Raw genomic sequence first — 24,930 nt, 5'->3', positions numbered from 1 at the left:
AAATCAGCACTTTGTCAATATTCACTTTTACATCAAGACTTATACATTGAAGCGGAATTCCATAATGTCTCCATCTTGCCCAACATAATCTTTACCCTCTTCACGCAGTCGTCCTGCCTCACGCACAGCCTTTTCAGAACCATATTTAATTAAATCATCATACGACATCGTTACCGCGCGGATAAATCCTTTTTCAAAGTCAGAGTGAATGATACCAGCCATTTGTGGTGCTTTCATTCCACGCTTAAAAGTCCAAGCTCGTACTTCTTTTTCACCAGCTGTAAAATAAGTCGCAAGACCAAGTAAATGATAAGCCGCACGTGTCAGCAAGTCAACTCCTGACTCAGAAAGTCCAATAGCTTCTAAAAATTCTGCCTTTTCATCTTCTTCAAGTTCAGAAATTTCCTCTTCAACACGAGCAGAAATTACCGCAACTTCTGCATTTTCAGTCGTAGCAAACTCACGGATTTGTTTGACATACTCAATATCATTAGGCTCCCCTACTTCATCTTCGGACACATTTGCCACATAAAGCACAGGCTTTGTTGTCAATAAAAATAGACCTTTGACCACTTTTAATTCATCATCATCAAACGCAATAGTGCGAGCAGACTTACCATCTTCAAGGACAGGTTTAATCTTTTTAAGCACATTAAATTCAGCAACAGCATCCTTATCTTTAGCAGTACGAGCTACTTTTTCAACTCTTGTATATCGTTTATTGACTGATTCTAAGTCCGCTAATATTAATTCTAAATTGATAGTCTCGATGTCAGCCATAGGGTCAATAAACGATCCCTCACGATTATTTTCACGCATCACATTTTCATCATCAAAAGCACGAACCACATGGACAATCGCATCAACTTCACGGATGTTAGCAAGAAACTTATTCCCCAAACCTTCACCACGGGAGGCACCTTTGACAATCCCAGCAATATCGGTAAATTCAAAGGTTGTGGGTACTGTCTTTTTAGGTTTGATTAACTCTGTCAACTTATTCAGACGTTCATCTGGCACCTCAACCATCCCGACATTAGGGTCAATTGTTGCGAAAGGGTAATTTGCTGCTTCCGCTCCAGCTTTTGTGATTGCATTAAAAAGGGTTGATTTACCAACATTGGGCAAACCAACAATACCTGCTGTTAAAGCCATATTTATATTTTCTCCGTCAAATTTATATTCCTATAAATTATATCGTAAATCAGCGAAAAAGACAAAATTCACTTTAATTTAAATCTATTTTTACAATTTATTTTTTTTATCATAAAATCTCGCAATACCACCCGCTATTGGAACAAATAAGAACCAAATCCACGGCATTGAAAATTTTGGAAAAAGAGCTAAAGTGAGAAAGAAAAATATCGTCGCAAATGGTCCTGCAATCATATAAACCAAACTCGTAATTTTCTTCTTTTTTACTTCTTGTGGTACATCTGGCACAATTTTATCGACGGTATTGCCAACCAATTCATCTACACTTACATTATAAATTTTTGCTAGAGCAATCAAATTTTCAGTTGTTGGGAAACTTTCACCATTTTCCCATTTTGAGAGTGCTTGTCGGCTAATCCCCAACTGGTCAGCAATTTCTTCCTGACTTTTACCACTCTTCTTTCTAAGACGATATAAACGCTCAAACTCTGTATTTTTCATCACTTCTACCTCCATAGGTATTATCTCAAAACTTATGATTACCTACAAGAAACCCTCAGTAGAATCTGTGCAACTCTTGGTTGCATTTCTATTTTTCTAGTACTTTTTGTAATTTTCTATTGAAATCAAATCTTCCCATCATCACTTCATGTCCACAATTTGTGCATCGAATTTTGATATCGGCACCAAGACGAGTAATTTCCCAACGGTTAGCTTTCTTTCCTGTTGCTTTTATTGTACAGGCATGAGGTTTTTTCATCTCAACGATTGAACCCAATTCATAATCTAACATTCTACATTCCTTTCATTACTTTTAACTTAACAAGTGCGTGCTATCTCCGCCCTTTGGGCTACGCTGTCGATGCTCGCTACGGTGCTGAAGCATCTAGTCGCAATCGCAATTCCTCCACCTTTATAAGGTGGCGAAATAAGCAGCACTAAGTTCTGTTTTCGTTCTACTAACATTGGTGGGGAAAATTCCCCACCAATGAAGTAATCACTTCAATCCAATTGTTCAACATAAACTTTATCAGGGCCACCAAGAAGAATTAAATACTTGTCAACCTGATTGACGCCATAGGCCTTTGTCAATGCCTCTGTATACAACTCCATTTGATCAATATAACGATTTTTTATTTTAGAAATTTCTGTCAACTGTGTAAAGTAATCCGTCTTATAATCAAATAGTATCACTCTATTTTCCAATTTTATAAATCCATCACAAATTCCTCGAACAATATATTGTTCTTTTGCAAATTCATCTGTTCTTAGCATTGAAAATGGAGCTTCTTTTACAGTTTTGTCAACGTATTTAACTAAAAGCTGACCAAGCTCTGTATCAAAAAGTGTTAAAATTTTCGCAATATCTACTTTATCCTTAATTGATTCATCAAATCCCATTTCATCTAAAGTTGTCTGCAAACTAAACAAGTCTGGATGGTCAAAGTCAACATATTGCATAAAACTATGAATAGCTGAACCAATTTGAGCAGCTGTGATTTTCTTTTGACCAAAATCTGAAAAATCAAGAGTTTTTACTCGTACAAACTCACTAACAGGTTGCACAGTTCCTACTTCAAGTTGTTTTTCATAACTTCTCTTTTTCACTTGACTCGGCGTTTGAATACTTGCAAGTTGGGTTGCTGCTTGGTTTGGATACTCATAATTCATAATCTTCTGAGCAACAGCTAACTCTTCTGAATAAGTCATAATATCATCAAATTTCAGTGATTCTTCTACTAATTTTTTGAAATTAGGCTGACTCACAAATTTAGTTTCTTGTTCCTGAAAATCCTCTTTTGTATAAATATTCATTTTCATTGGAAGATTTACCGCTGCTTGTAATCCTAAAATCCAATGTTGAAAACCACTGTTAGATTTTCTATATTTATCAGAAAGCACACTCTGTTCTAGTACAGCCGCTTCATAATCATCAAATGTTGTCTTTTTATCTGTTTCTTTAATTTTTCCTACCATGTAAAGTTTCTTTTTAGCACGTGTAAATGCAACATAAAGAACACGCATCTCTTCTGAAAGCATTGTCTTTTGCTTTAATTCTTTATTGACACGGTAAGGTAGAGTTTCCATTTTAACAAGAGCATAAGGGAATTCTGTCATGACTTCGGGCTCTTTTTTGAGGTCTGCAACATACTTCATCCCAAGCCCGTTTTCTCGTGTTAAGATGATATTTTCTCTTAAATCTCTATCATTAAATCTGGACTGCAAATTCATCAAGAAAACATAATCAAATTCCAGACCTTTTGATTTATGAAAAGTCATCACCCGAACCGCGTTTTGTGGAAGTTTGATGTTTACAGAAGCCAAATCATTATTTTGCTCCATAAATTTATTAATCATTTGGATAAATTTAAACAGCCCTTTATAACCAGAAGATTCATAAGATTCTGCACGAACAGCTAGAGCTTGTAAATTAGCCTGACGCATTTCACCATTCTTCAGTGCACCAACATAATCAAAATAATAGGTTTCCGTGTAAATCTTCCAAAGCAATTCATGAATAGAAATTTGATTGACAAGTTTACGCCAGTCAGTAAATTTTTTTGTAAAATCTAATAACTTTTTTGTTAATGTCAATGAAATTAAATCAGGTTTAAGTCCTGTTTTATCAAAGCATATTTTGATTTTCTCCCAAAATCTAACTTCTTTCCCACCTTGTAAACCAATTCGAGTTAATTCATCCTCATTAAAGCTGAATAATGGAGAGCGCAGAAGGGCAACAAGAGAAATATCATAAAGTGGATTGTCAATTGCCCTCAAAACATCAAGCATAACAAGTACTTCCATTGACTTCAAAAAATCAACCCGTCCTTCATCCAAAACAACTGGAATATCATAACTGCTCAGGACGTCTTCTATTTTATTATTATTTGATTTTGAGCGTACTAAAATTGCAATATCTTTTGGCTCCACTCCAGATGAAATTAATTTTTGAATCTGTTTCGCGGCACTCTGAATCTCACCATCTGAAATCGTAATATCCATAGTTCCAGCTTCTAGATTTGTTTCTAATGAACTTTCTTTATAAAGCAGTAATTCTGGGTAAAAACCCTCTTCCATTTTCTCAGGATAATCGCTGATATTTCCTTGGACGAGCTGTTCTTCTAACCCGTAAGTCATCTCACCTAAAGTTTCATTCATTAAGTGTTTAAAAACTTGATTTGTAAAATTTAGGACTTCTCCTCTAGAACGAAAATTTTCTTTTAAACGGATTAATTGATTTGAATTTTCTGGTTGACCATAGGACTTGTATTTTTCAAGAAAAAGCCCAGGGTCTGCTAAACGAAAGCCATAAATTGATTGTTTAATATCACCAACCATAAACAAATTATGTCCATTTGAAAGCAACTCTAACATTCTTTCCTGCGTATGACTTGTGTCTTGATACTCATCAATCATGATTTCATCATAATATTTTCTCAGATTTTCACGAATATCTGGATTTTCTTCTAAAATTTCTATTGCAAAATGAGCGATATCAGAATACTCAAAAGCATTTTCTTGACGTTTTCTCGCCAAATAATGTTGATAAAAATCAATCACAAATTTTTGTAAATTCTTTGCTACTTCGAAAGCTTCACTCTGATATTTTTCAATTAACTCACTATGCTTTGTCTGATTCACAAAATCGCGCGCAATTCCTGGCTTGCTATTAGACCCAATAAGCTCTTGTTTGAGGGTAGAAAAATTTTTCTTTAGTTCAGAAATTACTTCATCTTTTGATGAACCTACTCGAATATCAGTATCCAATGACAAAAATAACTCTGAAAAATGTTGGTAGTCTTTCTTGCTAAGCAAGTTGACAAGTTCTTCTTTATTATCCAAAATAATCATTGCTTTATCACGACCAACACCCTTTTTAGCAATGACTCCATTTTCTAAGGAAGTTTCCAATAACTCAAAAAATGACTGTAAACTTTTATTGATATCATCTGTAAAATCTTCTGATAAATCTGTTAGTGATTGATAACTCTCGAAACCTTTTAAAAACTGATTTTCTAACCACTTAATTGGATGTTCTGTAGCAGTTGCAAATCTGTAAACATTGTAAACTATTTCTTGAAAACCACTAATATTTCTATCTTTTGAAAAATTCTTTACCATTTTCTCAAAATCTTCTTTTGAGATGATAGCAGAAACTTCCTGTTCATTTGCTGGTGTAAGGTAATACTCAACTAATTCTTCAAATACATCTTGTTTAAGTAAATCGCTTTCTGTTTGATCTGCTAAAATTCGAAAATGAGGATCTACATCAATTCGATTAAAATAATTTTTAACCAATTTTTGTGTAAAGCTATCCATTGTTCCAATATCAGCAGTTGACAAATTCTGTAAAGCAAGTGTCAACTTCTTTCTTTCATCATTCCTATTTGTATTTTGTCTTGCTTTTTTGATATCTTTTTCTAATCTTGTTTTTAGTTCTGCAGCAGCTTTTTTTGTAAATGTAGAAATAAATAATCGATTAATTTCTACACCTTGTTTAATTTTCTCAACAATTCGCTGTGCCATAACAAAGGTTTTCCCTGAACCTGCACTTGCAGAAACAAGGATATTTTTCCCTAAACTAAAAATTGCTTCCTTTTGTTCTGGTGTCAACTTAATTTCAGTCATTTTCTCCTCCTTTCATCTCTGCTAAAATATCTGCTGCGGATTTTTGTCCAATTTCCCGAGCATCTTTCATGTGAATATTTGCTTCAAATCTACAAATTGATTTTAGAGGGCAGTATCTACAACCTCGAACACTTCCGCTCTTATCAATTCCTTCTGAACGTTTCATAATTGGATTGATTGCAATTTGTCCTTGCCTTAGTCTATTGCCGGCTTCTTTATAATGTTTCTCATTTATGTTGAGGAGTTGCTCAAAAACTTCTTCTGTATAAATATTATTTTTCTTAATATTAATACTATCAATTTGTTTAATATCATCAATTGCATCTTCTAAAAGCAATCCTTCATAACGCATAGATTGATTTAAAAGTTGAGCAATTTCATTCAGAGAATTGACTTCTGACAAATTAATGGGTTGATTTTTAAATTGCAGATAAAGTGCTCCCCAAGCCTGTTGTTCTGGAAAAGCTTTCTTCAAAACATCAAGATATGTCAAAAATTGTAAACTCAATCCATCGTAAACCTCTTGTAAACTGAATTGATGGGCACTAGACTTATAGTCAATTGCACCAATTTTAGTAGCTAATTCATCAATTCGGTCAATTCGGCCACGAAGAGAGATTTCATCAATATCAAAGTATCCTAGTTCACTTTTTGGTAGACCAAAACTACTTTCTGTCAGTAAAGTTTTTATTTTGTCAGTACTGACAGAATTTTTTAACACAACAGCTGTTTGACGAACAATTTCTTCTAGATTACTCCAGGTAAATCGTGCTGTTGCATCTTGTGTAAAATATCGTGAATAATCTTTGTCAACTTTATGTAAAACATCTGTCAACCTCTCATCAAAATTATCTTTTGATAAATCTGGTAAGTTCATTAGTTTCTCAAACACTTCATGAAAAAAATTACCTACAATTTTTGAATTAATATCTACACTTTCAAAAGTTTCCAATCTAAGTGTATTTTCTAAAAAATATTGATATTCACAGTTATAAAACCGTTCAAAACTGCTGACAGAGGCATATATTTTGTCAGAATAAATTTGTTCCACTGTATCAGTTTCAAGATTTACACTATCAATGTCTTTATCTAAATTTAAAAGCAATTTTTTGAAGTTAGGATTAGACTTAACTAGTATTCTAAAAAGGCTTGACCAAAAAGTTTTCTTGTCACTACTTACAGCGTCTGCTTCTAATAATTCTCGCTCAATTTTGCCCATCATCGCAATAACAGCACGATTATTTCCGATATGCTCTATTGTTTCCTCCAGATTTACAGTTCTAATTTGATGAACAATTGCTTTATCTGAATGTTGGATAAATAGTTGAAAAATGGGTGAAAGTTCCCCTTGTTCATTGGATATAATTTGTGGCATTGACAGCACTAAATGTTCTTTTGCTGAATTAATTAGTGATAATACTGTAAACATATTTTTATGATAGTTTACAACATTAAGCTGTTCAATAAATTGATTTTCTGCAGTTGTACTGTTAATCTCTGCTCTTTCTTCATCTGATAGAAGTGTTGAATTTTGCTTAACTCGTGGAAAGTTCGTTTGACTTAGACCAATCGCATAAATATACTTATTCGTTTGCGGTTCAACAAGCTCATAATCTTTCACATTGACTACATCAACATTTGCAGGGATTTGACGGTATTTTGCTGATTTTAATCCAGCTAATAGAATATCTAAAAAATCTAAAACTTTCATTTTTTGATCAGAGAATACTGATGAAAACTCTGTCAGTACTGACAGAAGTGATTTCCAAACCTGTTCATGCTTATCAGCAACTTCATGAGCGTTTTCATTTTCCGATTCATTATAGAGTTTATTTATTTGATGAATCACATTTCCTTTTTCTAAAAAAATTTGTAAATCTGAAACCCATTTTTTCCCCGTTTTTGCTGAGTTACTTGTTAAAAATTCTTGTAAAGGTGACGATTGCCCTAGCAATTTTTCGCGTAATTTTTCAACTGAAGTTAAGTGAATAAATTCTTTTTCATCAAAAATTGTGGAATATTTTTTACGACCTGAAATTTTAAATTTTTGTACGTAATATTCAAATTGGTCAACATAATCTTGTGTAAAGTTCGGACAAGTGTAAACTTTACTTTTTAAAAGATTTACAACATCATCTGTACGATAATTATTTTTCTTGATTGCATACAAACTTTCAAAAAATACAATCAGAGGATGCTGACTCATGGCTTCTTCCTGAGCATAGAAAAAAGGAATATCATAAAGCTCAAATGTCTCTTTTATTGCAATTTCATAGGCTGCTAAATCACCGACTAACACTGTAAATTCTTTGAAAAATGCACCATTGCTGATTTTCTTTCGTATTTCTTTTGCAACACGCTCAATTTCAGCATTTTGATTTTCAGCTTCCCAAATAGCAAATGAATGAGCATCATTTTCAGACAACTGAATCGTTTGATTAGTAATAACAAAACGTTCTTCTTGATCAACTAGCTTTGTCAACTTACTGTAAACTTCATTTACATTCTGTTTCTCCAATATCTGTATATCAGCCGAAAATTTTTCTCTAAAACGTTCAATCATCTGCACAGCATTGACATAGATTGTTTCTGAAAAATCAAGAACTTCCTTTTGTTCTGCATAAGTTCCTATAATGAAATTTGCAACCCGTTGCTCTACTGATTCAATAAATAACTCTTCTTCTGCGGAAAATCGAGTATAACCATCAACAATAATTACACTGTTTCGTAATTGAATATCAAATTCTCCATTGTTTACACGTTCTGTAAACTCTCCAAACTCTGAATAATTAGCATAATTTTTCGATAATTCTTCTTCAAATCTTGATAATATTTTTTTTAACTCTTGATTTTTAGGATTATCTGGTAAATCATCAGCTGACAGATTAGCTGTCAGTAATTCTGAGCGTAAATTAGTTAACATTTCCAAAAATCCAGCCGAATTTTGCTGTAAAAAATAAAGTGGCAATTCTTCTTTAGAAAAACTTCTCATAACACGTCGAAAAAGCATTGATAGTCCAGCTTGACTCAATTCCACCTTATCTAATCCCTGCTCTTTTTTATCAAAATAGTAAGGAAGCTGCTTAAAACGAGTAACAAGCAAATCAAAGACAGCCGTATCCTCTCCTTCAGATAATCGCTCTAAAATTTCTTTTTCTTTTTCAAATGACATTGACGAAGGTACAATGTAATAAATTTTACGACCAGTTTCTAATTCCTTGACTGCTCGCTTTAAAAGCTCTGCTGTCAAATCTTGTGTAATCTCAGTATATAAAATTTCCATAAAAATAGACCCAACTTTCGTTAAGTCTATTATATCAAAAAGCAAAAATTCAGCATATCATAGCACTTATTTCTAAAAAACAATAATATCTCAGTTTTATAACATTTTTTTATGTTCTCACTTTTTGTCAGTGCTGACAAAAAAACTGTCAGTAAATATTACTGACAGAAATTTTTTAATTCGTACGAACAGGTGTAATGAGCTGAACAAAGCCATTTTCATCATTTTTAGGTTGTAAAGTAAATGGGCGAACATTTGAGATAAAGCGTACACGTACTTCAGGAGATTTAACCACTTTCAAAGCATCAATTAAATATTCAGGATTGAAACTGATTGCAATATCCGCCCTTCTTTTGATAAAGCTGTTAATTCTTCATGAACCGAACCAACTTCTGGAGAATTTGCAGTTGTCACAACACTGTCACCAGTAACTGTAAGTTTAACTGTACCATTAGTTGTCATAACAGTCAAAAGTCGCGCTCGATCCATCGTATGCCGAAGTTCTGCTACATCAAATATCAAATCTAAAGTATAATCTGACTCTTTCGGTATCAAACGGTTAGTATCGGGATAAGAACCCTCAATCAAACGGCTGTAATAGCTAATTGTTTCATTTTGAAATAACATTTGGCTACCACTGATAAAGATTTCAATTTCTTCTTCGTCATTAGTAAAAACATTTTTAAAACTATTGATTGACTTACTTGGTAAAATCACATCAAATTTTAAATCTGCTTGTTCTAAAGGAAACAAACGTTGACTCATCCTATGAGAGTCTGTAGCAACTGCTTTCAATTCACCCGTGGGTAAAATTTCTAAGTGAACACCTGTAAAAATTGGACGATTTTCTTGTGTACTAACAGCAAATACTGTTTCACTAAAAATTTCTTTTAAGGCTTTAACTTTCATTTTTAATGATTCACCTTGTGAAATTTCTTGTAAATGAGGGTAAATTTCAGCATCTAAACCTTTTAAAGTAATCTCAGATTTACCAGAAGTTAAAACAACTTGCTTTTGCTCCTTTTCAGTAAATTCCAAAGTTACCTCAGGTAGCTGACTAACCACATTTTCAAAGAATGCAGCTTCCAACAAGACAGAACCTGTATTAGAAATAAGCATATTAGCATCTTTATTGTCAGCTGGTAAAAAATTCTTTATAGAAATTTGTCCATTTGAACCAATAAGTGTTATTCCTTTATCTTCAACTTCAATTTTTAACTTTGTTAAAGCAGGAATTGTAACTTTTGAACCAATGGCTTGTTTTGTAATTCTCAGTGCATTTTGAAAAGCATTTTTATTAATTGAAAATTTAATCATGGCACTCCTTTATTATTATTTTTTATAAATTTATTAGTAATAGTAGTAGGTCTTGTGGATAATCTGCATAACAGAAATAATCAAGAATTTAAAAGCTTTTTGCCTGTGTATAACAAGGGAATAAAGTTTTTATAAGTCTCGAAGTTTTCCACAAGCTTAAAATTTACGTTTTATACTATCAATATCTTTTTGAACTTCTATATCTGTTTTCATTTTATCAGAAATCTGCCGATAAGCATACATTACTGTCGTGTGATCGCGCCCTCCAAAGGCAGTACCAATGGCAGGAAGACTTGTACCTAAAAGTTCACGAACAAGATACATTGCAATCTGTCGGGGAAAAGCGATTTCTTTGGGACGCTTAGGTCCTACTAAATCAGAAAAAGAAATATGATAGTAATTAGCTACTTCATCTTGAATCTTTTTAATTGTAAGATTGGATAAAGACTGTTGCGTTGCATTTTTTAAGGAACGTAAGGCCTGACTAGCTGTTTCAATATCTACCACAGTAATGCCATTAGCCTTAGCAACAAACTCAACTCGATTTAAGGCGCCTTCAAGCTCACGAACGTTAGAGTCAATTTGTCCAGCAATATAACTCAGGGTTTCACTAGGAAACTCTAAACGACTGGATTCAGACTTAATGAGAAGAATAGCCATCCGAGTTTCATAATCTGGAGCAGTAATATCTGTAGTTAAGCCCCAAGAGAAGCGACTCACCAGACGTTCTTCCAAATTATTTAATTCTTGAGGAATTCGGTCAGAAGTTAAAACGATTTGAGCACCTTTATCATACAAAGCATTGAAAGTATTGAAAAACTCTGTCTTAGTGCCTTCTTTATCACTAAAAAATTGTACATCATCAAGTAGGAGTAAATCAAGATTGCGATATGTATTCTCGAAATTTTCCATCTGATTTTTACGAGTGGCATTAACATAATCATTAACAAAGTTTTCAGAAGAAACATATTTGACTTTAGCTGTCGGATTGTCTTTTAAGATTTCATTACCAATGGCATGCATTAAGTGAGTCTTACCAAGCCCAGCACCACCATAAATAAAAAGGGGATTATAAGTGTCACCAGGTTTATCTGCAACAGCGACAGCTGCGGCAAGTGTCCATCGGTTACCAGGTCCTTGAACAAAATTTTCAAATATATATTTTTCATTTAATCCATTAGCAATGGGTGCTGTAGCGATGGTTTCAGAAGACGTTGTCTCCGCAACATTATCTATAGATGTCAATTTATTCAACTCATTACTTGAGAGTTCATCTTTAGCATAGAGAGAATAAGTAAGTGGGCGTCCAAAAATTTCGAATCCAGCAGTAGTGATTAAATCACTCTGTTTCCTCCAATAATCTTTTTTCATCCCACTATCTAATAAAATGTTAACAACATCTTTTTCAATACTTAATAATTGCGCAGGTTCAATAAAAAATTCAAAAGCTTGTTGTCCAATATTTTGATGTGCTAACTCAGTGACTCTGTCCCAAAATTTTTGATTCTCAGTTAGGAGAGACATAATACTCCTTTACATAGTTTGTTGATAACTTATTATATCATTTCAAAATCTATTTTTCCACAGTCTGTTTAAATAAAAAAAATAAAGTTTTCCACTGTTAAAATAAGTTATTCACAATTTTGTGGAAAGTGTGGAAAATATGTTTCACTTTCCAAATTAAGGCAGGGAATTGTAAGGATTTTAAGAGTTTTCCACAAGTGATAAAAACGAAAAATTTGTGTATTAATCTTGTGGAAAAGAAAAAGTTGATAAAAGTAATCCACCAAATATTAAAAAATCAAAAACAACAATGGGGATATTTTATAAAATGGAAAACATCAAATCTCAAATTTATATTTATTATGGTTATCTACTATATATAGTAATCACAAAAAAAGTTATCACCAACGTTTGATAGATGAAATCCGTCATAGCCAAGCGAAAAAACGAGGTTTTGACCAACTAGGAGCGGTAGATATCTATGAGTATTCGGATGTCATTTCGTCACACGGAGAGACTCCAGAGAGTGCCCTTGTATTTAATCACCTTCTAGCAGAGGTGTATGAGTGCCTTCGTCCTCATTACCAAGAGCTTCTCGTCCGCCAAATGCGAGGAGAAGAACTGACTCGTATGGAGCGCTATCGGCTCAAAGAAAAAATTAAATCTATTCTTTTTGATTTAGATGACTCGGAAGAATAAAAAGGAAGTCCCCTGCTAGATACAGGGGCTTCTTTTTTGGGTTCATTTCCCATTCAGTTTATGTCCACGATAAAAAATGGGAGTAGGGTAGGAGTAAAAATCGAACAAAGTAAAAAAAATCGGAGAAAGGAGTGATAAAATAATTGACAAAGGGTGTGTAGTTTGATAGAATATAATAGTTGTCGCGAGAGAGGGAAGCCACTCAAGCGTTTAGACCCTTGAAAACTGAATAAAGAAGAATGACTCATGTGATGTCGTAAAGACATCAAAAATCTGTCAATCAATAATGAAAGACAAGCCAGTCACTAAGGTGACTTAAATACTTTATTTGAGAGTTTGATCCTGGCTCAGGACGAACGCTGGCGGCGTGCCTAATACATGCAAGTTGAGCGCTGAAGGTTGGTACTTGTACCAACTGGAAGAGCAGCGAACGGGTGAGTAACGCGTGGGGAATCTGCCTTTGAGCGGGGACAACATTTGGAAACGAATGCTAATACCGCATAAAAGCTTTAAACATAAGTTAAAAGTTTGAAAGATGCAAATGCATCACTCAAAGATGATCCCGCGTTGTATTAGCTAGTTGGTAGGGTAAAGGCCTACCAAGGCGATGATACATAGCCGACCTGAGAGGGTGATCGGCCACATTGGGACTGAGACACGGCCCAAACTCCTACGGGAGGCAGCAGTAGGGAATCTTCGGCAATGGGGGCAACCCTGACCGAGCAACGCCGCGTGAGTGAAGAAGGTTTTCGGATCGTAAAACTCTGTTGTTAGAGAAGAACGTGTGTGGGAGTGGAAAATCCATGCAGTGACGGTATCTAACCAGAAAGGGACGGCTAACTACGTGCCAGCAGCCGCGGTAATACGTAGGTCCGAGCGTTGTCCGGATTTATTGGGCGTAAAGCGAGCGCAGGTGGTTTATTAAGTCTGGTGTAAAAGGCAGTGGCTCAACCATTGTATGCATTGGAAACTGGTAGACTTGAGTGCAGGAGAGGAGAGTGGAATTCCATGTGTAGCGGTGAAATGCGTAGATATATGGAGGAACACCGGTGGCGAAAGCGGCTCTCTGGCCTGTAACTGACACTGAGGCTCGAAAGCGTGGGGAGCAAACAGGATTAGATACCCTGGTAGTCCACGCCGTAAACGATGAGTGCTAGATGTAGGAAGCTATAAGTTTTCTGTATCGCAGCTAACGCAATAAGCACTCCGCCTGGGGAGTACGACCGCAAGGTTGAAACTCAAAGGAATTGACGGGGGCCCGCACAAGCGGTGGAGCATGTGGTTTAATTCGAAGCAACGCGAAGAACCTTACCAGGTCTTGACATCCCGATGCTATCCTTAGAGATAAGGAGTTACTTCGGTACATCGGTGACAGGTGGTGCATGGTTGTCGTCAGCTCGTGTCGTGAGATGTTGGGTTAAGTCCCGCAACGAGCGCAACCCCTATTACTAGTTGCCATCATTAAGTTGGGCACTCTAGTGAGACTGCCGGTGATAAACCGGAAGAAGGTGGGGATGACGTCAAATCATCATGCCCCTTATGACCTGGGCTACACACGTGCTACAATGGATGGTACAACGAGTCGCGAGACAGTGATGTTTAGCTAATCTCTTAAAACCATTCTCAGTTCGGATTGTAGGCTGCAACTCGCCTACATGAAGTCGGAATCGCTAGTAATCGCGGATCAGCACGCCGCGGTGAATACGTTCCCGGGCCTTGTACACACCGCCCGTCACACCACGGGAGTTGGGAGTACCCGAAGTAGGTTGCCTAACCGCAAGGAGGGCGCTTCCTAAGGTAAGACCGATGACTGGGGTGAAGTCGTAACAAGGTAGCCGTATCGGAAGGTGCGGCTGGATCACCTCCTTTCTAAGGAATATATACAAGGATGAGCATTCAACTTTATTCAGTTTTGAGGGGTCTAGAGATAGACCACGCAAGAATCAACTTCTTGATTGTGGGGCCTTAGCTCAGCTGGGAGAGCGCCTGCTTTGCACGCAGGAGGTCAGCGGTTCGATCCCGCTAGGCTCCATGAAGATACGAAAGTAAGTGTTGAGATTAGTTTCAGCCGAAGGTATCTTGTCAGAAAAGACGTTAAAATCATCTTGAACCTTGAAAACTAAATAACAATATCTAATAACGATAAATAAACCGAAAAGCTGTGAATTTTAAAGAATTTACAAACTTATACTTGAAAAAAGATGATTGAATCATCATGGCAAAGTTAATAAGGGCGCACGGTGGATGCCTTGGCACTAAGAGCCGAAGAAGGACGTGACTAACGACGATATGCGACGGGGAGCTGTAAGTACGCTTTGATCCGTTGATTTCCGAATGGGGAAACCCAGCTGCTTCTAGCAGTTATTCATGAGTGAATACATAGCTCATGTAAAGGTAACGCAGAGAACTGAAACATCTAAGTACCTGCAGGAAGAGAAAGTAAAAACGATTTCCTAAGTAGCGGCGAGCGAACAGGAAGAAGGGCAAACCAAGAAGCTTGCTTCTTGGGGTTGTAGGACTGCAACGTGGACTTAAGGTCTATAGAAGAATCATCTGGGAAGATGAGCCAAAGAGAGTAAAAGCCTCGTATTCGAAATAGACCTTATACCTAGCAGTATCCTGAGTAGGGCTGGACACGCGAAATCCAGTTTGAATCCGGGAGGACCATCTCCCAACCCTAAATACTCCTTAGTGACCGATAGTGAACCAGTACCGTGAGGGAAAGGTGAAAAGAACCCCGAGAGGGGAGTGAAATAGCACCTGAAACCGTGTGCCTACAAGAAGTTCGAGCCCGTTAATGGGTGAGAGCGTGCCTTTTGTAGAATGAACCGGCGAGTTACGTTATGATGCGAGGTTAAGTTGAAGAGACGGAGCCGTAGCGAAAGCGAGTCTGAATAGGGCGCTTTAGTATCATGATGTAGACCCGAAACCTAGTGACCTATCCATGAGCAGGGTGAAGGTGTGGTAAGACGCACTGGAGGCCCGAACCAGGACACGTTGAAAAGTGTTTGGATGACTTGTGGATAGCGGAGAAATTCCAAACGAACTGGGAGATAGCTGGTTCTCTCCGAAATAGCTTTAGGGCTAGCGTCGAAATGTAAGTGTATTGGAGGTAGAGCACTGTTTGGGTGAGGGGTCCATCTCGGATTACCAATCTCAGATAAACTCCGAATGCTAATACACATGTTCGGCAGTCAGACTGCGAGTGCTAAGATCCGTAGTCGAAAGGGAAACAGCCCAGACCAACAGCTAAGGTCCCAAAATATATGTTAAGTGGAAAAGGATGTGGGGTTGCACAGACAACTAGGATGTTAGCTCAGAAGCAGCTATCATTCAAAGAGTGCGTAATAGCTCACTAGTCGAGTGACCCTGCGCCGAAAATGTACCGGGGCTAAACATATTACCGAAGCTTTGGATTGATATATTATCAATGGTAGGAGAGCGTTCTTAACCGCGAAGAAGGTATACCGTGAGGAGTGCTGGAGCGTTAAGAAGTGAGAATGCCGGTATGAGTAGCGCAAGATAAGTGAGAATCTTATCCACCGTAAGACTAAGGTTTCCAGGGGAAGGCTCGTCCGCCCTGGGTTAGTCGGGACCTAAGGCGAGGCCGAAAGGCGTAGTCGATGGACAACTGGTTGATATTCCAGTACTAGATATGATCGTGATGGAGGGACGCAGTAGGCTAAGAGATGCCAGTTAATGGATTCTGGTCTAAGCAGTGAGGTGTGAGATGTGTCAAATGCATTTCTCTTTAACATTGAGCTGTAATGGGGAAGCAACTACGGTTGCGAACTCTCTGATGTCACACTGCCAAGAAAAGCTTCTAGCGTAAAGTCATATCTACCCGTACCGCAAACCGACACAGGTAGTCGAGGCGAGTAGCCTCAGGTGATCGAGAGAACTCTCGTTAAGGAACTCGGCAAAATAGCCCCGTAACTTCGGGAGAAGGGGTGCTGGTGTAAAAGCCAGCCGCAGTGAATAGGCCCAAGCAACTGTTTATCAAAAACACAGCTCTCTGCTAAACCGCAAGGTGATGTATAGGGGGTGACGCCTGCCCGGTGCTGGAAGGTTAAGAGGAGGAGTTAGCGTAAGCGAAGCCCTGAATTGAAGCCCCAGTAAACGGCGGCCGTAACTATAACGGTCCTAAGGTAGCGAAATTCCTTGTCGGGTAAGTTCCGACCCGCACGAAAGGCGTAATGATTTGGGCACTGTCTCAACGAGAGACTCGGTGAAATTTTAGTACCTGTGAAGATGCAGGTTACCCGCGACAGGACGGAAAGACCCCATGGAGCTTTACTGTAGTTTGATATTGAGTACCTGTAAGTCATGTACAGGATAGGTAGGAGCCATTGAGATAGGGACGCTAGTTTCTATTGAGGCGTTGTTGGGATACTACCCTTGACTTATGGTTACTCTAACCCGCTGGCAATATCGGCCAGGGAGACAGTGTCTGACGGACAGTTTGACTGGGGCGGTCGCCTCCTAAAGAGTAACGGAGGCGCCCAAAGGTTCCCTCAGATTGGTTGGAAATCAATCGTAGAGTGTAAAGGTATAAGGGAGCTTGACTGCGAGAGCTACAACTCGAGCAGGTAGGAAACTAGGGCTTAGTGATCCGGTGGTACCGCATGGAAGGGCCATCGCTCAACGGATAAAAGCTACCCTGGGGATAACAGGCTTATCTCCCCAAGAGTTCACATCGACGGGGAGGTTTGGCACCTCGATGTCGGCTCGTCGCATCCTGGGGCTGTAGTCGGTCCCAAGGGTTGGGCTGTTCGCCCATTAAAGCGGCACGCGAGCTGGGTTCAGAACGTCGTGAGACAGTTCGGTCCCTATCCGTCGCGGGCGTAGGAAATTTGAGAGGATCTGTCCTTAGTACGAGAGGACCGGGATGGACCTACCGCTGGTGTACCAGTTGTTCCGCCAGGAGCACGGCTGGATAGCTATGTAGGGAAGGGATAAGCGCTGAAAGCATCTAAGTGCGAAGCCCACCTCAAGATGAGATTTCCCATTCGTAAGAATTAAGAGCCCAGAGAGATGATCTGGTTGATAGGCTGGAAGTGGAAGCCCTGTGAGGGGTGGAGCGGACCAGTACTAATCGCTCGAGGACTTTACCAAAAGAGTCAACTATAAAATGCTTAAGGTTTAGAAGTTAGAAGGATTGTTATTTAGTTTTGAATGTTCAAAGGAACATTTAAAGATTTGGTCATCATTGCGATGGAGATACACCTGTTCCCATGTCGAACACAGCAGTTAAGTCCATCTACGGCGGAAGTACTTGGGGGTTGCCCCCTGGGAGATAGGCGAGTGGCCAAGTTAATATATGGTCCGTTGGTCAAGGGGTTAAGACACCGCCTTTTCACGGCGGTAACACGGGTTCGAATCCCGTACGGACTATATTTTCAGGACTCGGTTTTACCGAGTTTTGTGTTATTGCGGATTAGCTCAGTTGGTAGTAGCGCATGACTGTTAATCATGATGTCGTCAGTTCGAGTCTGACATCCGCAGCTTTATAGAGACCTTTGTGGTCTCTTTTTTGTGTTATAATTGTTGCTATGTGGTGAGGTTAGTAATGGAAAAACGATATACAACATGGAATGAGTATTTAAGAGCGAATTTTGGTGAAAAAATATTTAAAGTCCCTATTGATGCGGGATTTGATTGTCCTAATCGTGATGGAACTGTCGCTCATGGTGGCTGTACTTTTTGTACAGTTTCGGGCTCTGGAGATATGATTTTGGAGCCAGAAGCACCGATTGCGCAGCAGTTTGAGGCAGAGGTGATTCAATTTCATAAGAAATGGCCTGGAGTTAAGAAATATATTGTCTATTTTCAAAACTTTACAAATACGCACGCACCTGTTGAGGTTTTGCGTGAGCGTTTTGAGGCGGCAGTAGGTCAACCTGATGTGGTGGGGATTTCGATTGGGACACGTCCAGATTGTTTGCCTGAGGATGTGGTGGATTATCTGGCGGAGTTAAATGAGCGAATGGAAGTTTGGATTGATCTTGGTTTGCAGACGACATATGAGGAAACTTCTGAATTAATAAACCGTGCGCATGATTATGCGACTTATGTTGATGCTGTGAAACGTTTGAGGGTTCACGGGATTAATGTTTGCACGCATTTGATTAATGGTTTGCCGGGTGAAACTTCTGAGATGATGCTTGAAAATGTGAGACGTATGATATTGGATTCGGATATTCAAGGAGTGAAATTACATTTACTGCATTTGATGAAAAATACGCGTTTGCAACGAGATTATCATGCGGGAAAATTACAACTCATGTCTCAAGAGGAATATGTGAAGGTGATTTGTGACCAGTTGGAGATGATTCCTAGGGAAATTGTCATCCATCGTTTGACCGGAGATGCACCGCGCGACTTGATTATTGGTCCGATGTGGTCTTTGAAAAAGTGGGAAGTTTTGAATAGTATTGATGCTGAAATGGAACGGCGAGGCTCGATACAAGGTTGTCGTGATGTTCGCTTGTCAAATGCTGTGACTTTTTAGAGAATTTTGTAATCCAATGTAGTTTATTTATTGTGTTCGATTGTTTGGGGAAATATTTTCTTTGAAATATGGTCTGTAGTCTAAATATCAGGGAATATTTCCATGGGATAAATCATATAATGAATCCAAGTGACGAGGTGCTTTAATGGCTGAAACAGATTGGCGTGAGCAGTTAATCTTTGAATTAACTGAAGAATGCTCAAAAATTAATGGGATTTTAGGAATTTTTCTGGGTGGTTCATTAGCAAGTGGTAGCGCAGATGAATTTTCGGATGTGGATTTACGGCTACTGATAGAGCAAGGTGTAAGTAAGTCTAAATTTTTGTCAGTGCTGACAAAAAGAAAGGATTTGCTGTTTATCGAAACTTTGACGGAACATTATGCCGTTTTACATTTTGAGCATTTTGTCAAAGTTGATGTGTTCGTTTATTTTCTGGAAGAGTTGACACCGTCAGTTTGGCTAAGGAAAATCAAAATTTTGATGGATAGGAATGGTTTTCTGTCAGCACTGACAGAGCAATCAATGAGTGAAAAATTTCAACTTACTCAAGAAGAATTTGATTTTTATCTAGGAAAATTTTACGCTTATGTTCATGAATTTTTCAGGAGGAGTCAACGTGAAGAATGGAACTATGCGCAGGAGTGCGGTATTTATCTAAAAAATATCCTCTGTGCTTTTTGGTATATGGCATTGGGAGAACAGCCTAATAGTCTAGGAGATTGGTCAAAGTATGAGGGGAAGCGTTCAAAATTGTCGTTAGAGCAGCAGAACTGGCTGATCAAATATACTCCAGTGAGCAATGTTCAAAATTTTTTGATGGAAGTTACTGAGCGAGCTTTGTCAGTGCTGACAGAAATTGGTGAGCGATGGAAAGTAGATTTTGATGATGAAAAATTTAGAAAAGTGGTGGAGAAAGTAATCTGAGGGTTGCTTTTTTTATTGACATTTTTTGTAAGAAGGTGTACGATAATTCATATCATCTACTGTTGCGTAACAGTTGCTTTTGATAAAGGAGATATAATGGAAGATGATTTTTGGAAACAAGTATTTAATTTAGCTTTGCCAGTCGCATTACAAAGCTTATTATACTCACTTTTAGCTATTGTTAATCAACTTATGGTTGGGCGACTTGGAGAAGTCAGCGTGGTAGCAGTTAGCTTGGCTTCTAAAAATTTTGGCATCTTGAATTTTACACTAATGGGACTCTCTGGTGGTCTTGCGATTTTGACGGCACAGTTTATGGGTAAGAAAAAGACAGAGAAAATTACCAAAATGCAAGGAATGATGTTGTTTACGGGCTGTTGTTGGCAATGTTCTTTGTGGTGATTTCTTTGATTTTTCCTATATGGTCAATGGGACTTTTTACAGCTGATAAAGCTGTTATTATCGTTGGTGCGCGCTATCATCGTTTTCTTGCACTAGGATATTTACCTTTTGTGCTTACAATGATGTATTCGACAATTTTACGTAATGCAAAAATTGTGAAATTGCCTTTGTTCGCTGGTATGGCAGCAGTTGTGCTGAATGCTACACTTAATTTTTTATTGATTTTTGGAATATTTGGTTTGCCTAAAATGGGTGTAGCTGGTGCAGGGCTTGCAACAACGATTTCACAATTTGCTGAGGCATTTTTTCTGTTGATGGTTGTTTATCGTAAACATTTAATCGGCGCTTATTCTCTGCGAGAGTTGCTGACTTTTACTAAATTTGATGCAGATTTGCGTTTGCTTTGGGCATTAACGCTTCCTTTATTAGTCGAAATGTTAAGTTTTATTCTTGCAGATACGGTGGATAATGCAATATATGGATTTATGGGACAGCACAGACGATTGCAGTGACTTTAATGATGCCTGTACAAGGTTTAATTATCGCTTTTTTTGGTGGTTTCTCGCTTGCTTGTTCCGTAATGGTTGGTCAGGCGCTTGGAAGAGATGAAAAAATGCTTGCCTATCGAACTGGTCAACGGATATTAATTTTAAGCTTTGTTTTTCCTTTAATCTTAGGTTTGATTTATTTGCCAGTTAATCATTGGTATATGAGTTTTTATCATTTGTCAGATTACTCCTTTAGGATGACGAGTATTTTGATGATAGTGATGGTGATGTTTTTACCAGTTAAAGTTGTTAATATGGTGATTACACAAGGCATACTATCAGCAGGGGCGAAACTCGATTTGTTTTGATTCAATCTGTAATTGGTTCATGGATTTTGGCAATTCCTTTAGGATTATTGGTCGCTTTTATCTGGCATTTACCGATTTACTGGGTTTTTGTTGCTATTTCATTAGAAGAGATTTTTCGATTGGGACTTTGTCTTTGGAAAATGCATGAGAAAACATGGTTGGTGAATTTGGTAGATTCATAGCTATTTTCATGAGTTATGGACGATCAGCCTCACATCTTGTAATAACTGAGTTCGCACGATTAGAAATGAATGAAAAAAGATGAATCTCTCCAAGAAATTTTGTTTCTCTTTGAGATTTCCCATTTTTCATCATTTCTTGTCAATCGTACTCACATCTTGCTATAATAAATTTATGATAACAATTAAGGAATTAGCGACACTCGCAAAGGTTAGTCCTACCACGATTTCAAATGTGCTCCATGGTAGAACCCATGAGTTGTCAGCGGAGAAATTAGCTAAGATTCAGAAAGTCATCATCAGTTCAGGTTATATTCCCAATCGTGCGGGCAAGCGTTAGCTGGGAATAGAAGTCGGATGATTGGCGTGTTGATGAGTACGGAATATCGTGAACAGGGGAAAATTTTTCAGGAAGATTATCATGGGGCATTAATTGCGAGTATTGAGTCAAGAATTCGTGAAGCAGGATATTTTATGCTACTTTATGGCGCTTCTAACGTGAATGAGGCTGTTTATGCCTTGCGTTCTTGGCAAGTGGATGGTATCATTGTGCTTGAATCAAAGCCTGCTGATACGGCGCAATTTCTGTCAGTACTGACAGAACCTACGGTTTTCATTGATGGTGCAGTGAGTGATCAGACAGAAGCTATTTATAATATCACAAGTGATGATTTTGATGGTGGACGACAGGTTGGGCGGTACTTACTTGCACAGGGGTTGTCACGCGTTGCATTTTTTGCTGATGAAGAAATGCCTTTCGGTGTTGATTTGGCACGATTTCAAGGGCTAAAATCTGTCAGTGCTGACAGCCGATATTTTACTTTATCAGTAGAGAAAAAAATTCGCTTGAACCAGTTTAAGCAATGGATTTCTACTGGAAATTTAGAAAAGTTTGATGCGCTATTTTTGAGTTCAGACTATTTTGCGACGGACATTCTGTCAGTGCTGACAGAAATGGAAATTTCAGTTCCTAATCAAATTTCTGTGATTGGCTATGATGACGGACCGTTAGCAGAATTTGCACAACTAAGTACGATTAAACAGGATGTTTTGGGAAAGGGAAAATGTGCGGTTGATTTGTTACTCGCAAAAATTGAAGGTAAGGAAATTTATGAAAATGAAATCTTACTTCCTGTCCAGTTCATTAATAGAAAAACCGTGAAAGAGAAATAAATATGAAAAAACCATTAGAATTTGCTCATCAAGTCCTTAAAGAAGTGATAAAATCTGATGACATTGTGGTGGACGCAACAATGGGGAATGGCTATGATACGCTGTTTCTGTCAAATTTGACAGCTCATGTTTTTGCTTTTGATGTGCAAAATGAAGCGCTTTTGGCGACTGAAAAACGTTTATCTGCTGCTGGGAAAAATGTTATCAAAATTTCTGCTTCCGAAAATGAAAAGTTACTGACAGAAAACTCGTCAGTAAAATTAATTTTAGATGGACATGAAAATGTTCGTAAATACATCAAACAGCCGATTAAGGCTGCAATTTTTAATTTGGGTTATTTACCAAAAGCAGACAAAACAGTCATTACAAAACCTGACACAACATTGACAGCTTTGTCAGCACTGACAGATCTGTTGGTTATTGGTGGTCGAATTGCTCTTATGATTTATTATGGTCATGAGGGCGGAGAACAAGAAAAAAATGCGGTTATTCATTGGGTTTCTGGTCTTGATCAAAAAGTTTGGGAGGTTTTTACCTATGGTCCGCTCAATCAAGTTCATACTCCACCGATTTTAGTGATTTTGGAAAAGAAATAGCTTAGCAAGTGCGTGCTATCTCCGCCCTTTGGGTTACGCTGTCCGTTTGCTTAACTGTACTGCTAAATCAGTAAGAGCGAAAGGCAAAGTGATAAGGCGAAATCGCAATCTAGCAATCTCTGCTTTCGTTCTGCTACCCTAGTGTCTTAGCGAAATCGACAGCGGAGCAAAGCGAGGTAGACTTTAGGGACAGACAGGGTTGACCTCATTTAAGCAGATTGCTTAGTTGTTACACCTAGAGGTTGTGCCCTAACATTGATGTGGGAGAAATAATCCCCTACTAATGAAGTAATCGCTTCAATTTTCTATTTATAAATAGAAAAAAATTTCCATGAAATTAATCAAATTCTGAATATTTATACGTTCTAGAATGCTTGATTTTTCCAAAAAATAGTGTAAAATGAAAAAATGCTGTTTTAAACTATATTGCAAAAAAAGATTGAAATAAATGGTTGTGTTTTATAGATTGTGAAGTAATTAAATAGGGTAAAGCAGATATAAAAAATAATATAAGAAAGCTTGATTTATAGGGCTTTTCTCTTAGAAAAGGTGAAATTATGCAAGGAGTTCTGCTTGCGCTTGTTCCAATGGTTGCATGGGGTTCAATTGGTTTTGTCGCAAACAAATTTGGTGGTAATGCCAAACAGCAAACGCTTGGGATGACGCTTGGCGCATTTGTTTTTGCACTTATTGTTTTCTTGTTCCGCCAGCCGCATTTAACTTGGCCGATCTTTTTAATTGGATTTATCGGAGGATTGATTTGGTCAATCGGTCAGTTTGGTCAGTTTAATTCGATGAAGTATATGGGAGTATCTGTAGCAAGTCCACTTTCTTCGGGCACACAGCTTGTACTTGGCGGTTTGATTGGTGTTTTCGCTTTTCATGAATGGACAAAACAAATTCAATTTATTCTTGGCTTCATTGCCATGATTGTTTTGGTAATTGGTTTTTACTTCTCTGCGAAAAGGGATCCCGAAAATACTGTGATTCATGAACACCATAATTATGGTAAAGGCTTGATGTGGTTGACTTATTCTACTTTGGGTTATGTGGCTTATGTCATCTTATTTAATAATCTGTCAGCACTTTGGTTCAACATACATTTTGATACATTGACCATCATTTTGCCAATGTCATTGGGAATGATTGTTGGTGCGATTGCTATGGGTGGTGGTAAAATCAAACTTGAAAAGTATGTTTTCCAAAATATGATTGTTGGTATTATGTGGGGCGTCGGAAATATCTTTATGTTGATGGCGGCTAGAGAAGCCGGAAATGCAATTGCTTTTTCATTTTCTCAACTTGGGATTATCATTTCGACAATTGGAGGAATTCTTTTCCTCGGAGAAAAGAAAACCAAAAAGGAGCTGGGTTATGTGGCGATTGGTATGATTCTTTTCGTTGTTGGTGCTCTATTGCTTGCTGTTGTTAAGTCAAAAGGTTGAAGTGATTACTTCATTGATGGGGGATTATTTCTCCCTCATCAATGTTAGGGCACAACCTCTAGGTGTAACAACTAAGCAATCTTACGCAGCTAAAGCTGCAATAGTCTGCTTAACATCAAAGATATGAGATCACCCTGTCCCTGAAGTCTAAGCGCTAAAGCGCTAAGCCCTTAGGGCAGTAGAACGACAGGGCTTGTCATTTCGCCTTATTGCTTTAGAGCGAATGGACAGCATAGCAAAGCGGAGATAGTGCTGCT

General features: G+C 37.9%; 15 protein-coding genes, 3 tRNA genes, 3 rRNA genes and 2 pseudogenes. 16 read left to right on the top strand and 7 right to left on the bottom strand.

Annotated elements, in window-relative coordinates; translation table 11 throughout:
* Positions 1–39 precede the first annotated feature (39 nt).
* The 7 genes and pseudogenes from ychF to dnaA all read right to left on the bottom strand — a co-directional run bounded on the left by ychF (position 40) and on the right by dnaA (position 11,908).
* Entirely contained in the window at positions 40–1,155 is a 1,116-nt protein-coding gene (gene ychF / locus FLP15_RS02530; RefSeq protein WP_142765871.1) for a redox-regulated ATPase YchF, read from the bottom strand.
* A 90-nt stretch (positions 1,156–1,245) separates the two neighbouring features.
* Positions 1,246–1,656 carry a helix-turn-helix domain-containing protein gene (locus FLP15_RS02525; protein ID WP_142767404.1) on the bottom strand — a complete coding sequence of 137 codons (411 nt, stop codon included), beginning with the start codon at positions 1,654–1,656 and terminating at the stop codon, positions 1,246–1,248.
* 88 nt (positions 1,657–1,744) lie between these two features.
* Positions 1,745–1,948 carry a DUF951 domain-containing protein gene (locus tag FLP15_RS02520; RefSeq protein ID WP_120772765.1) on the bottom strand — a complete coding sequence of 68 codons (204 nt, stop codon included), beginning with the start codon at positions 1,946–1,948 and terminating at the stop codon, positions 1,745–1,747.
* A gap of 209 nt (positions 1,949–2,157) precedes the next feature.
* Positions 2,158–5,784 (bottom strand): helicase-exonuclease AddAB subunit AddA, encoded by a 3,627-nt coding sequence (gene addA / locus FLP15_RS02515; RefSeq protein WP_142765870.1) that lies wholly within the window; start codon positions 5,782–5,784, stop codon positions 2,158–2,160.
* Positions 5,777–9,067, bottom strand: a complete 3,291-nt coding sequence (rexB, locus tag FLP15_RS02510) for an ATP-dependent nuclease subunit B (RefSeq protein ID WP_142765869.1) — start codon at positions 9,065–9,067, stop codon at positions 5,777–5,779. Before rexB ends, addA begins: the two co-directional genes overlap by 8 nt.
* Before the next feature lie 175 nt (positions 9,068–9,242).
* Positions 9,243–10,384: pseudogene (gene dnaN / locus FLP15_RS02505) on the bottom strand (DNA polymerase III subunit beta).
* A gap of 156 nt (positions 10,385–10,540) precedes the next feature.
* Positions 10,541–11,908 carry a chromosomal replication initiator protein DnaA gene (gene dnaA, locus FLP15_RS02500; RefSeq protein ID WP_142765868.1) on the bottom strand — a complete coding sequence of 456 codons (1,368 nt, stop codon included), beginning with the start codon at positions 11,906–11,908 and terminating at the stop codon, positions 10,541–10,543.
* 390 nt (positions 11,909–12,298) lie between these two features.
* Here dnaA and FLP15_RS02495 point away from each other — a divergent pair, with 390 nt between their 5' ends.
* The 16 genes and pseudogenes from FLP15_RS02495 to FLP15_RS02415 all read left to right on the top strand — a co-directional run bounded on the left by FLP15_RS02495 (position 12,299) and on the right by FLP15_RS02415 (position 24,673).
* Complete coding sequence (locus FLP15_RS02495; RefSeq protein WP_223804698.1) at positions 12,299–12,586, top strand: hypothetical protein; 288 nt, start codon at positions 12,299–12,301, stop codon at positions 12,584–12,586.
* Between the two features lie 324 nt (positions 12,587–12,910).
* Positions 12,911–14,455: ribosomal RNA gene (locus FLP15_RS02490) — 16S ribosomal RNA — on the top strand.
* Between the two features lie 90 nt (positions 14,456–14,545).
* Positions 14,546–14,618, top strand: a tRNA-Ala gene (locus FLP15_RS02485).
* 185 nt (positions 14,619–14,803) lie between these two features.
* Positions 14,804–17,701 (top strand): 23S ribosomal RNA (locus tag FLP15_RS02480).
* Positions 17,702–17,784: 83 nt separating this feature from the next.
* Positions 17,785–17,900: ribosomal RNA gene (gene rrf / locus FLP15_RS02475) — 5S ribosomal RNA — on the top strand.
* The 16S, 23S and 5S rRNA genes sit together here with 3 tRNA genes alongside, the layout of an rRNA operon.
* An 8-nt stretch (positions 17,901–17,908) precedes the next feature.
* Positions 17,909–17,980: transfer RNA gene (locus FLP15_RS02470), tRNA-Glu, on the top strand.
* 37 nt (positions 17,981–18,017) lie between these two features.
* A tRNA-Asn gene (locus FLP15_RS02465) sits at positions 18,018–18,091 on the top strand.
* A 64-nt stretch (positions 18,092–18,155) separates the two neighbouring features.
* Entirely contained in the window at positions 18,156–19,097 is a 942-nt protein-coding gene (gene mnmL / locus FLP15_RS02460; RefSeq protein ID WP_142765867.1) for a tRNA modification radical SAM protein MnmL/YtqA, read from the top strand.
* Positions 19,098–19,242: 145 nt separating this feature from the next.
* Complete coding sequence (locus FLP15_RS02455) at positions 19,243–20,022, top strand: nucleotidyltransferase domain-containing protein (RefSeq protein ID WP_142765866.1); 780 nt, start codon at positions 19,243–19,245, stop codon at positions 20,020–20,022.
* 96 nt (positions 20,023–20,118) lie between these two features.
* Positions 20,119–20,936: pseudogene (locus FLP15_RS13795) on the top strand (MATE family efflux transporter).
* 5 nt (positions 20,937–20,941) lie between these two features.
* Positions 20,942–21,280 (top strand): MATE family efflux transporter, encoded by a 339-nt coding sequence (locus FLP15_RS02440; protein WP_142765863.1) that lies wholly within the window; start codon positions 20,942–20,944, stop codon positions 21,278–21,280.
* On the top strand, positions 21,277–21,462 hold the full coding sequence (locus FLP15_RS02435; protein ID WP_142765862.1) for a hypothetical protein: 186 nt from the start codon (positions 21,277–21,279) through the stop codon (positions 21,460–21,462). The genes FLP15_RS02440 and FLP15_RS02435 overlap by 4 nt, the downstream gene beginning before the upstream one ends.
* A 172-nt stretch (positions 21,463–21,634) precedes the next feature.
* A complete protein-coding gene (locus FLP15_RS13410) occupies positions 21,635–21,799 on the top strand; it encodes a LacI family DNA-binding transcriptional regulator (RefSeq protein WP_190288330.1) in 165 nt (54 codons plus the stop codon).
* A gap of 17 nt (positions 21,800–21,816) precedes the next feature.
* Entirely contained in the window at positions 21,817–22,632 is an 816-nt protein-coding gene (locus tag FLP15_RS02425) for a LacI family DNA-binding transcriptional regulator (RefSeq protein WP_142765860.1), read from the top strand.
* Between the two features lie 2 nt (positions 22,633–22,634).
* Positions 22,635–23,228, top strand: a complete 594-nt coding sequence (gene mnmM / locus FLP15_RS02420) for a tRNA 5-(aminomethyl)-2-thiouridylate-methyltransferase MnmM (protein WP_142765859.1) — start codon at positions 22,635–22,637, stop codon at positions 23,226–23,228.
* A 557-nt stretch (positions 23,229–23,785) separates the two neighbouring features.
* Positions 23,786–24,673, top strand: a complete 888-nt coding sequence (locus FLP15_RS02415; RefSeq protein WP_142765858.1) for a GRP family sugar transporter — start codon at positions 23,786–23,788, stop codon at positions 24,671–24,673.
* The last annotated feature ends 257 nt before the right edge of the window (positions 24,674–24,930 follow it).

The sequence above is a fragment of the Lactococcus protaetiae genome (genome assembly GCF_006965445.1).
GTDB lineage: Bacteria > Bacillota > Bacilli > Lactobacillales > Streptococcaceae > Lactococcus > Lactococcus protaetiae.
The sequence above is the reverse complement of the archived record's forward strand: the minus strand, read 5'-3'. Positions and strand labels throughout refer to the sequence as shown.

Excerpts from the sequence above, each read along its gene's own strand:
- ychF (WP_142765871.1), bottom strand. The coding sequence starts at position 1,155 with ATGGCTTTAACAGCAGGTATTGTTGGTTTGCCCAATGTTGGTAAATCA.
- FLP15_RS02525 (WP_142767404.1), bottom strand. The coding sequence starts at position 1,656 with ATGAAAAATACAGAGTTTGAGCGTTTATATCGTCTTAGAAAGAAGAGT.
- FLP15_RS02520 (WP_120772765.1), bottom strand. The coding sequence starts at position 1,948 with ATGTTAGATTATGAATTGGGTTCAATCGTTGAGATGAAAAAACCTCAT.
- addA (WP_142765870.1), bottom strand. The coding sequence starts at position 5,784 with ATGACTGAAATTAAGTTGACACCAGAACAAAAGGAAGCAATTTTTAGT.
- rexB (WP_142765869.1), bottom strand. The coding sequence starts at position 9,067 with ATGGAAATTTTATATACTGAGATTACACAAGATTTGACAGCAGAGCTT.
- dnaA (WP_142765868.1), bottom strand. The coding sequence starts at position 11,908 with ATGTCTCTCCTAACTGAGAATCAAAAATTTTGGGACAGAGTCACTGAG.
- mnmL (WP_142765867.1), top strand. The coding sequence starts at position 18,156 with ATGGAAAAACGATATACAACATGGAATGAGTATTTAAGAGCGAATTTT.
- FLP15_RS02455 (WP_142765866.1), top strand. The coding sequence starts at position 19,243 with ATGGCTGAAACAGATTGGCGTGAGCAGTTAATCTTTGAATTAACTGAA.
- FLP15_RS02440 (WP_142765863.1), top strand. The coding sequence starts at position 20,942 with ATGATGCCTGTACAAGGTTTAATTATCGCTTTTTTTGGTGGTTTCTCG.
- FLP15_RS13410 (WP_190288330.1), top strand. The coding sequence starts at position 21,635 with ATGATAACAATTAAGGAATTAGCGACACTCGCAAAGGTTAGTCCTACC.
- FLP15_RS02425 (WP_142765860.1), top strand. The coding sequence starts at position 21,817 with ATGATTGGCGTGTTGATGAGTACGGAATATCGTGAACAGGGGAAAATT.
- mnmM (WP_142765859.1), top strand. The coding sequence starts at position 22,635 with ATGAAAAAACCATTAGAATTTGCTCATCAAGTCCTTAAAGAAGTGATA.
- FLP15_RS02415 (WP_142765858.1), top strand. The coding sequence starts at position 23,786 with ATGCAAGGAGTTCTGCTTGCGCTTGTTCCAATGGTTGCATGGGGTTCA.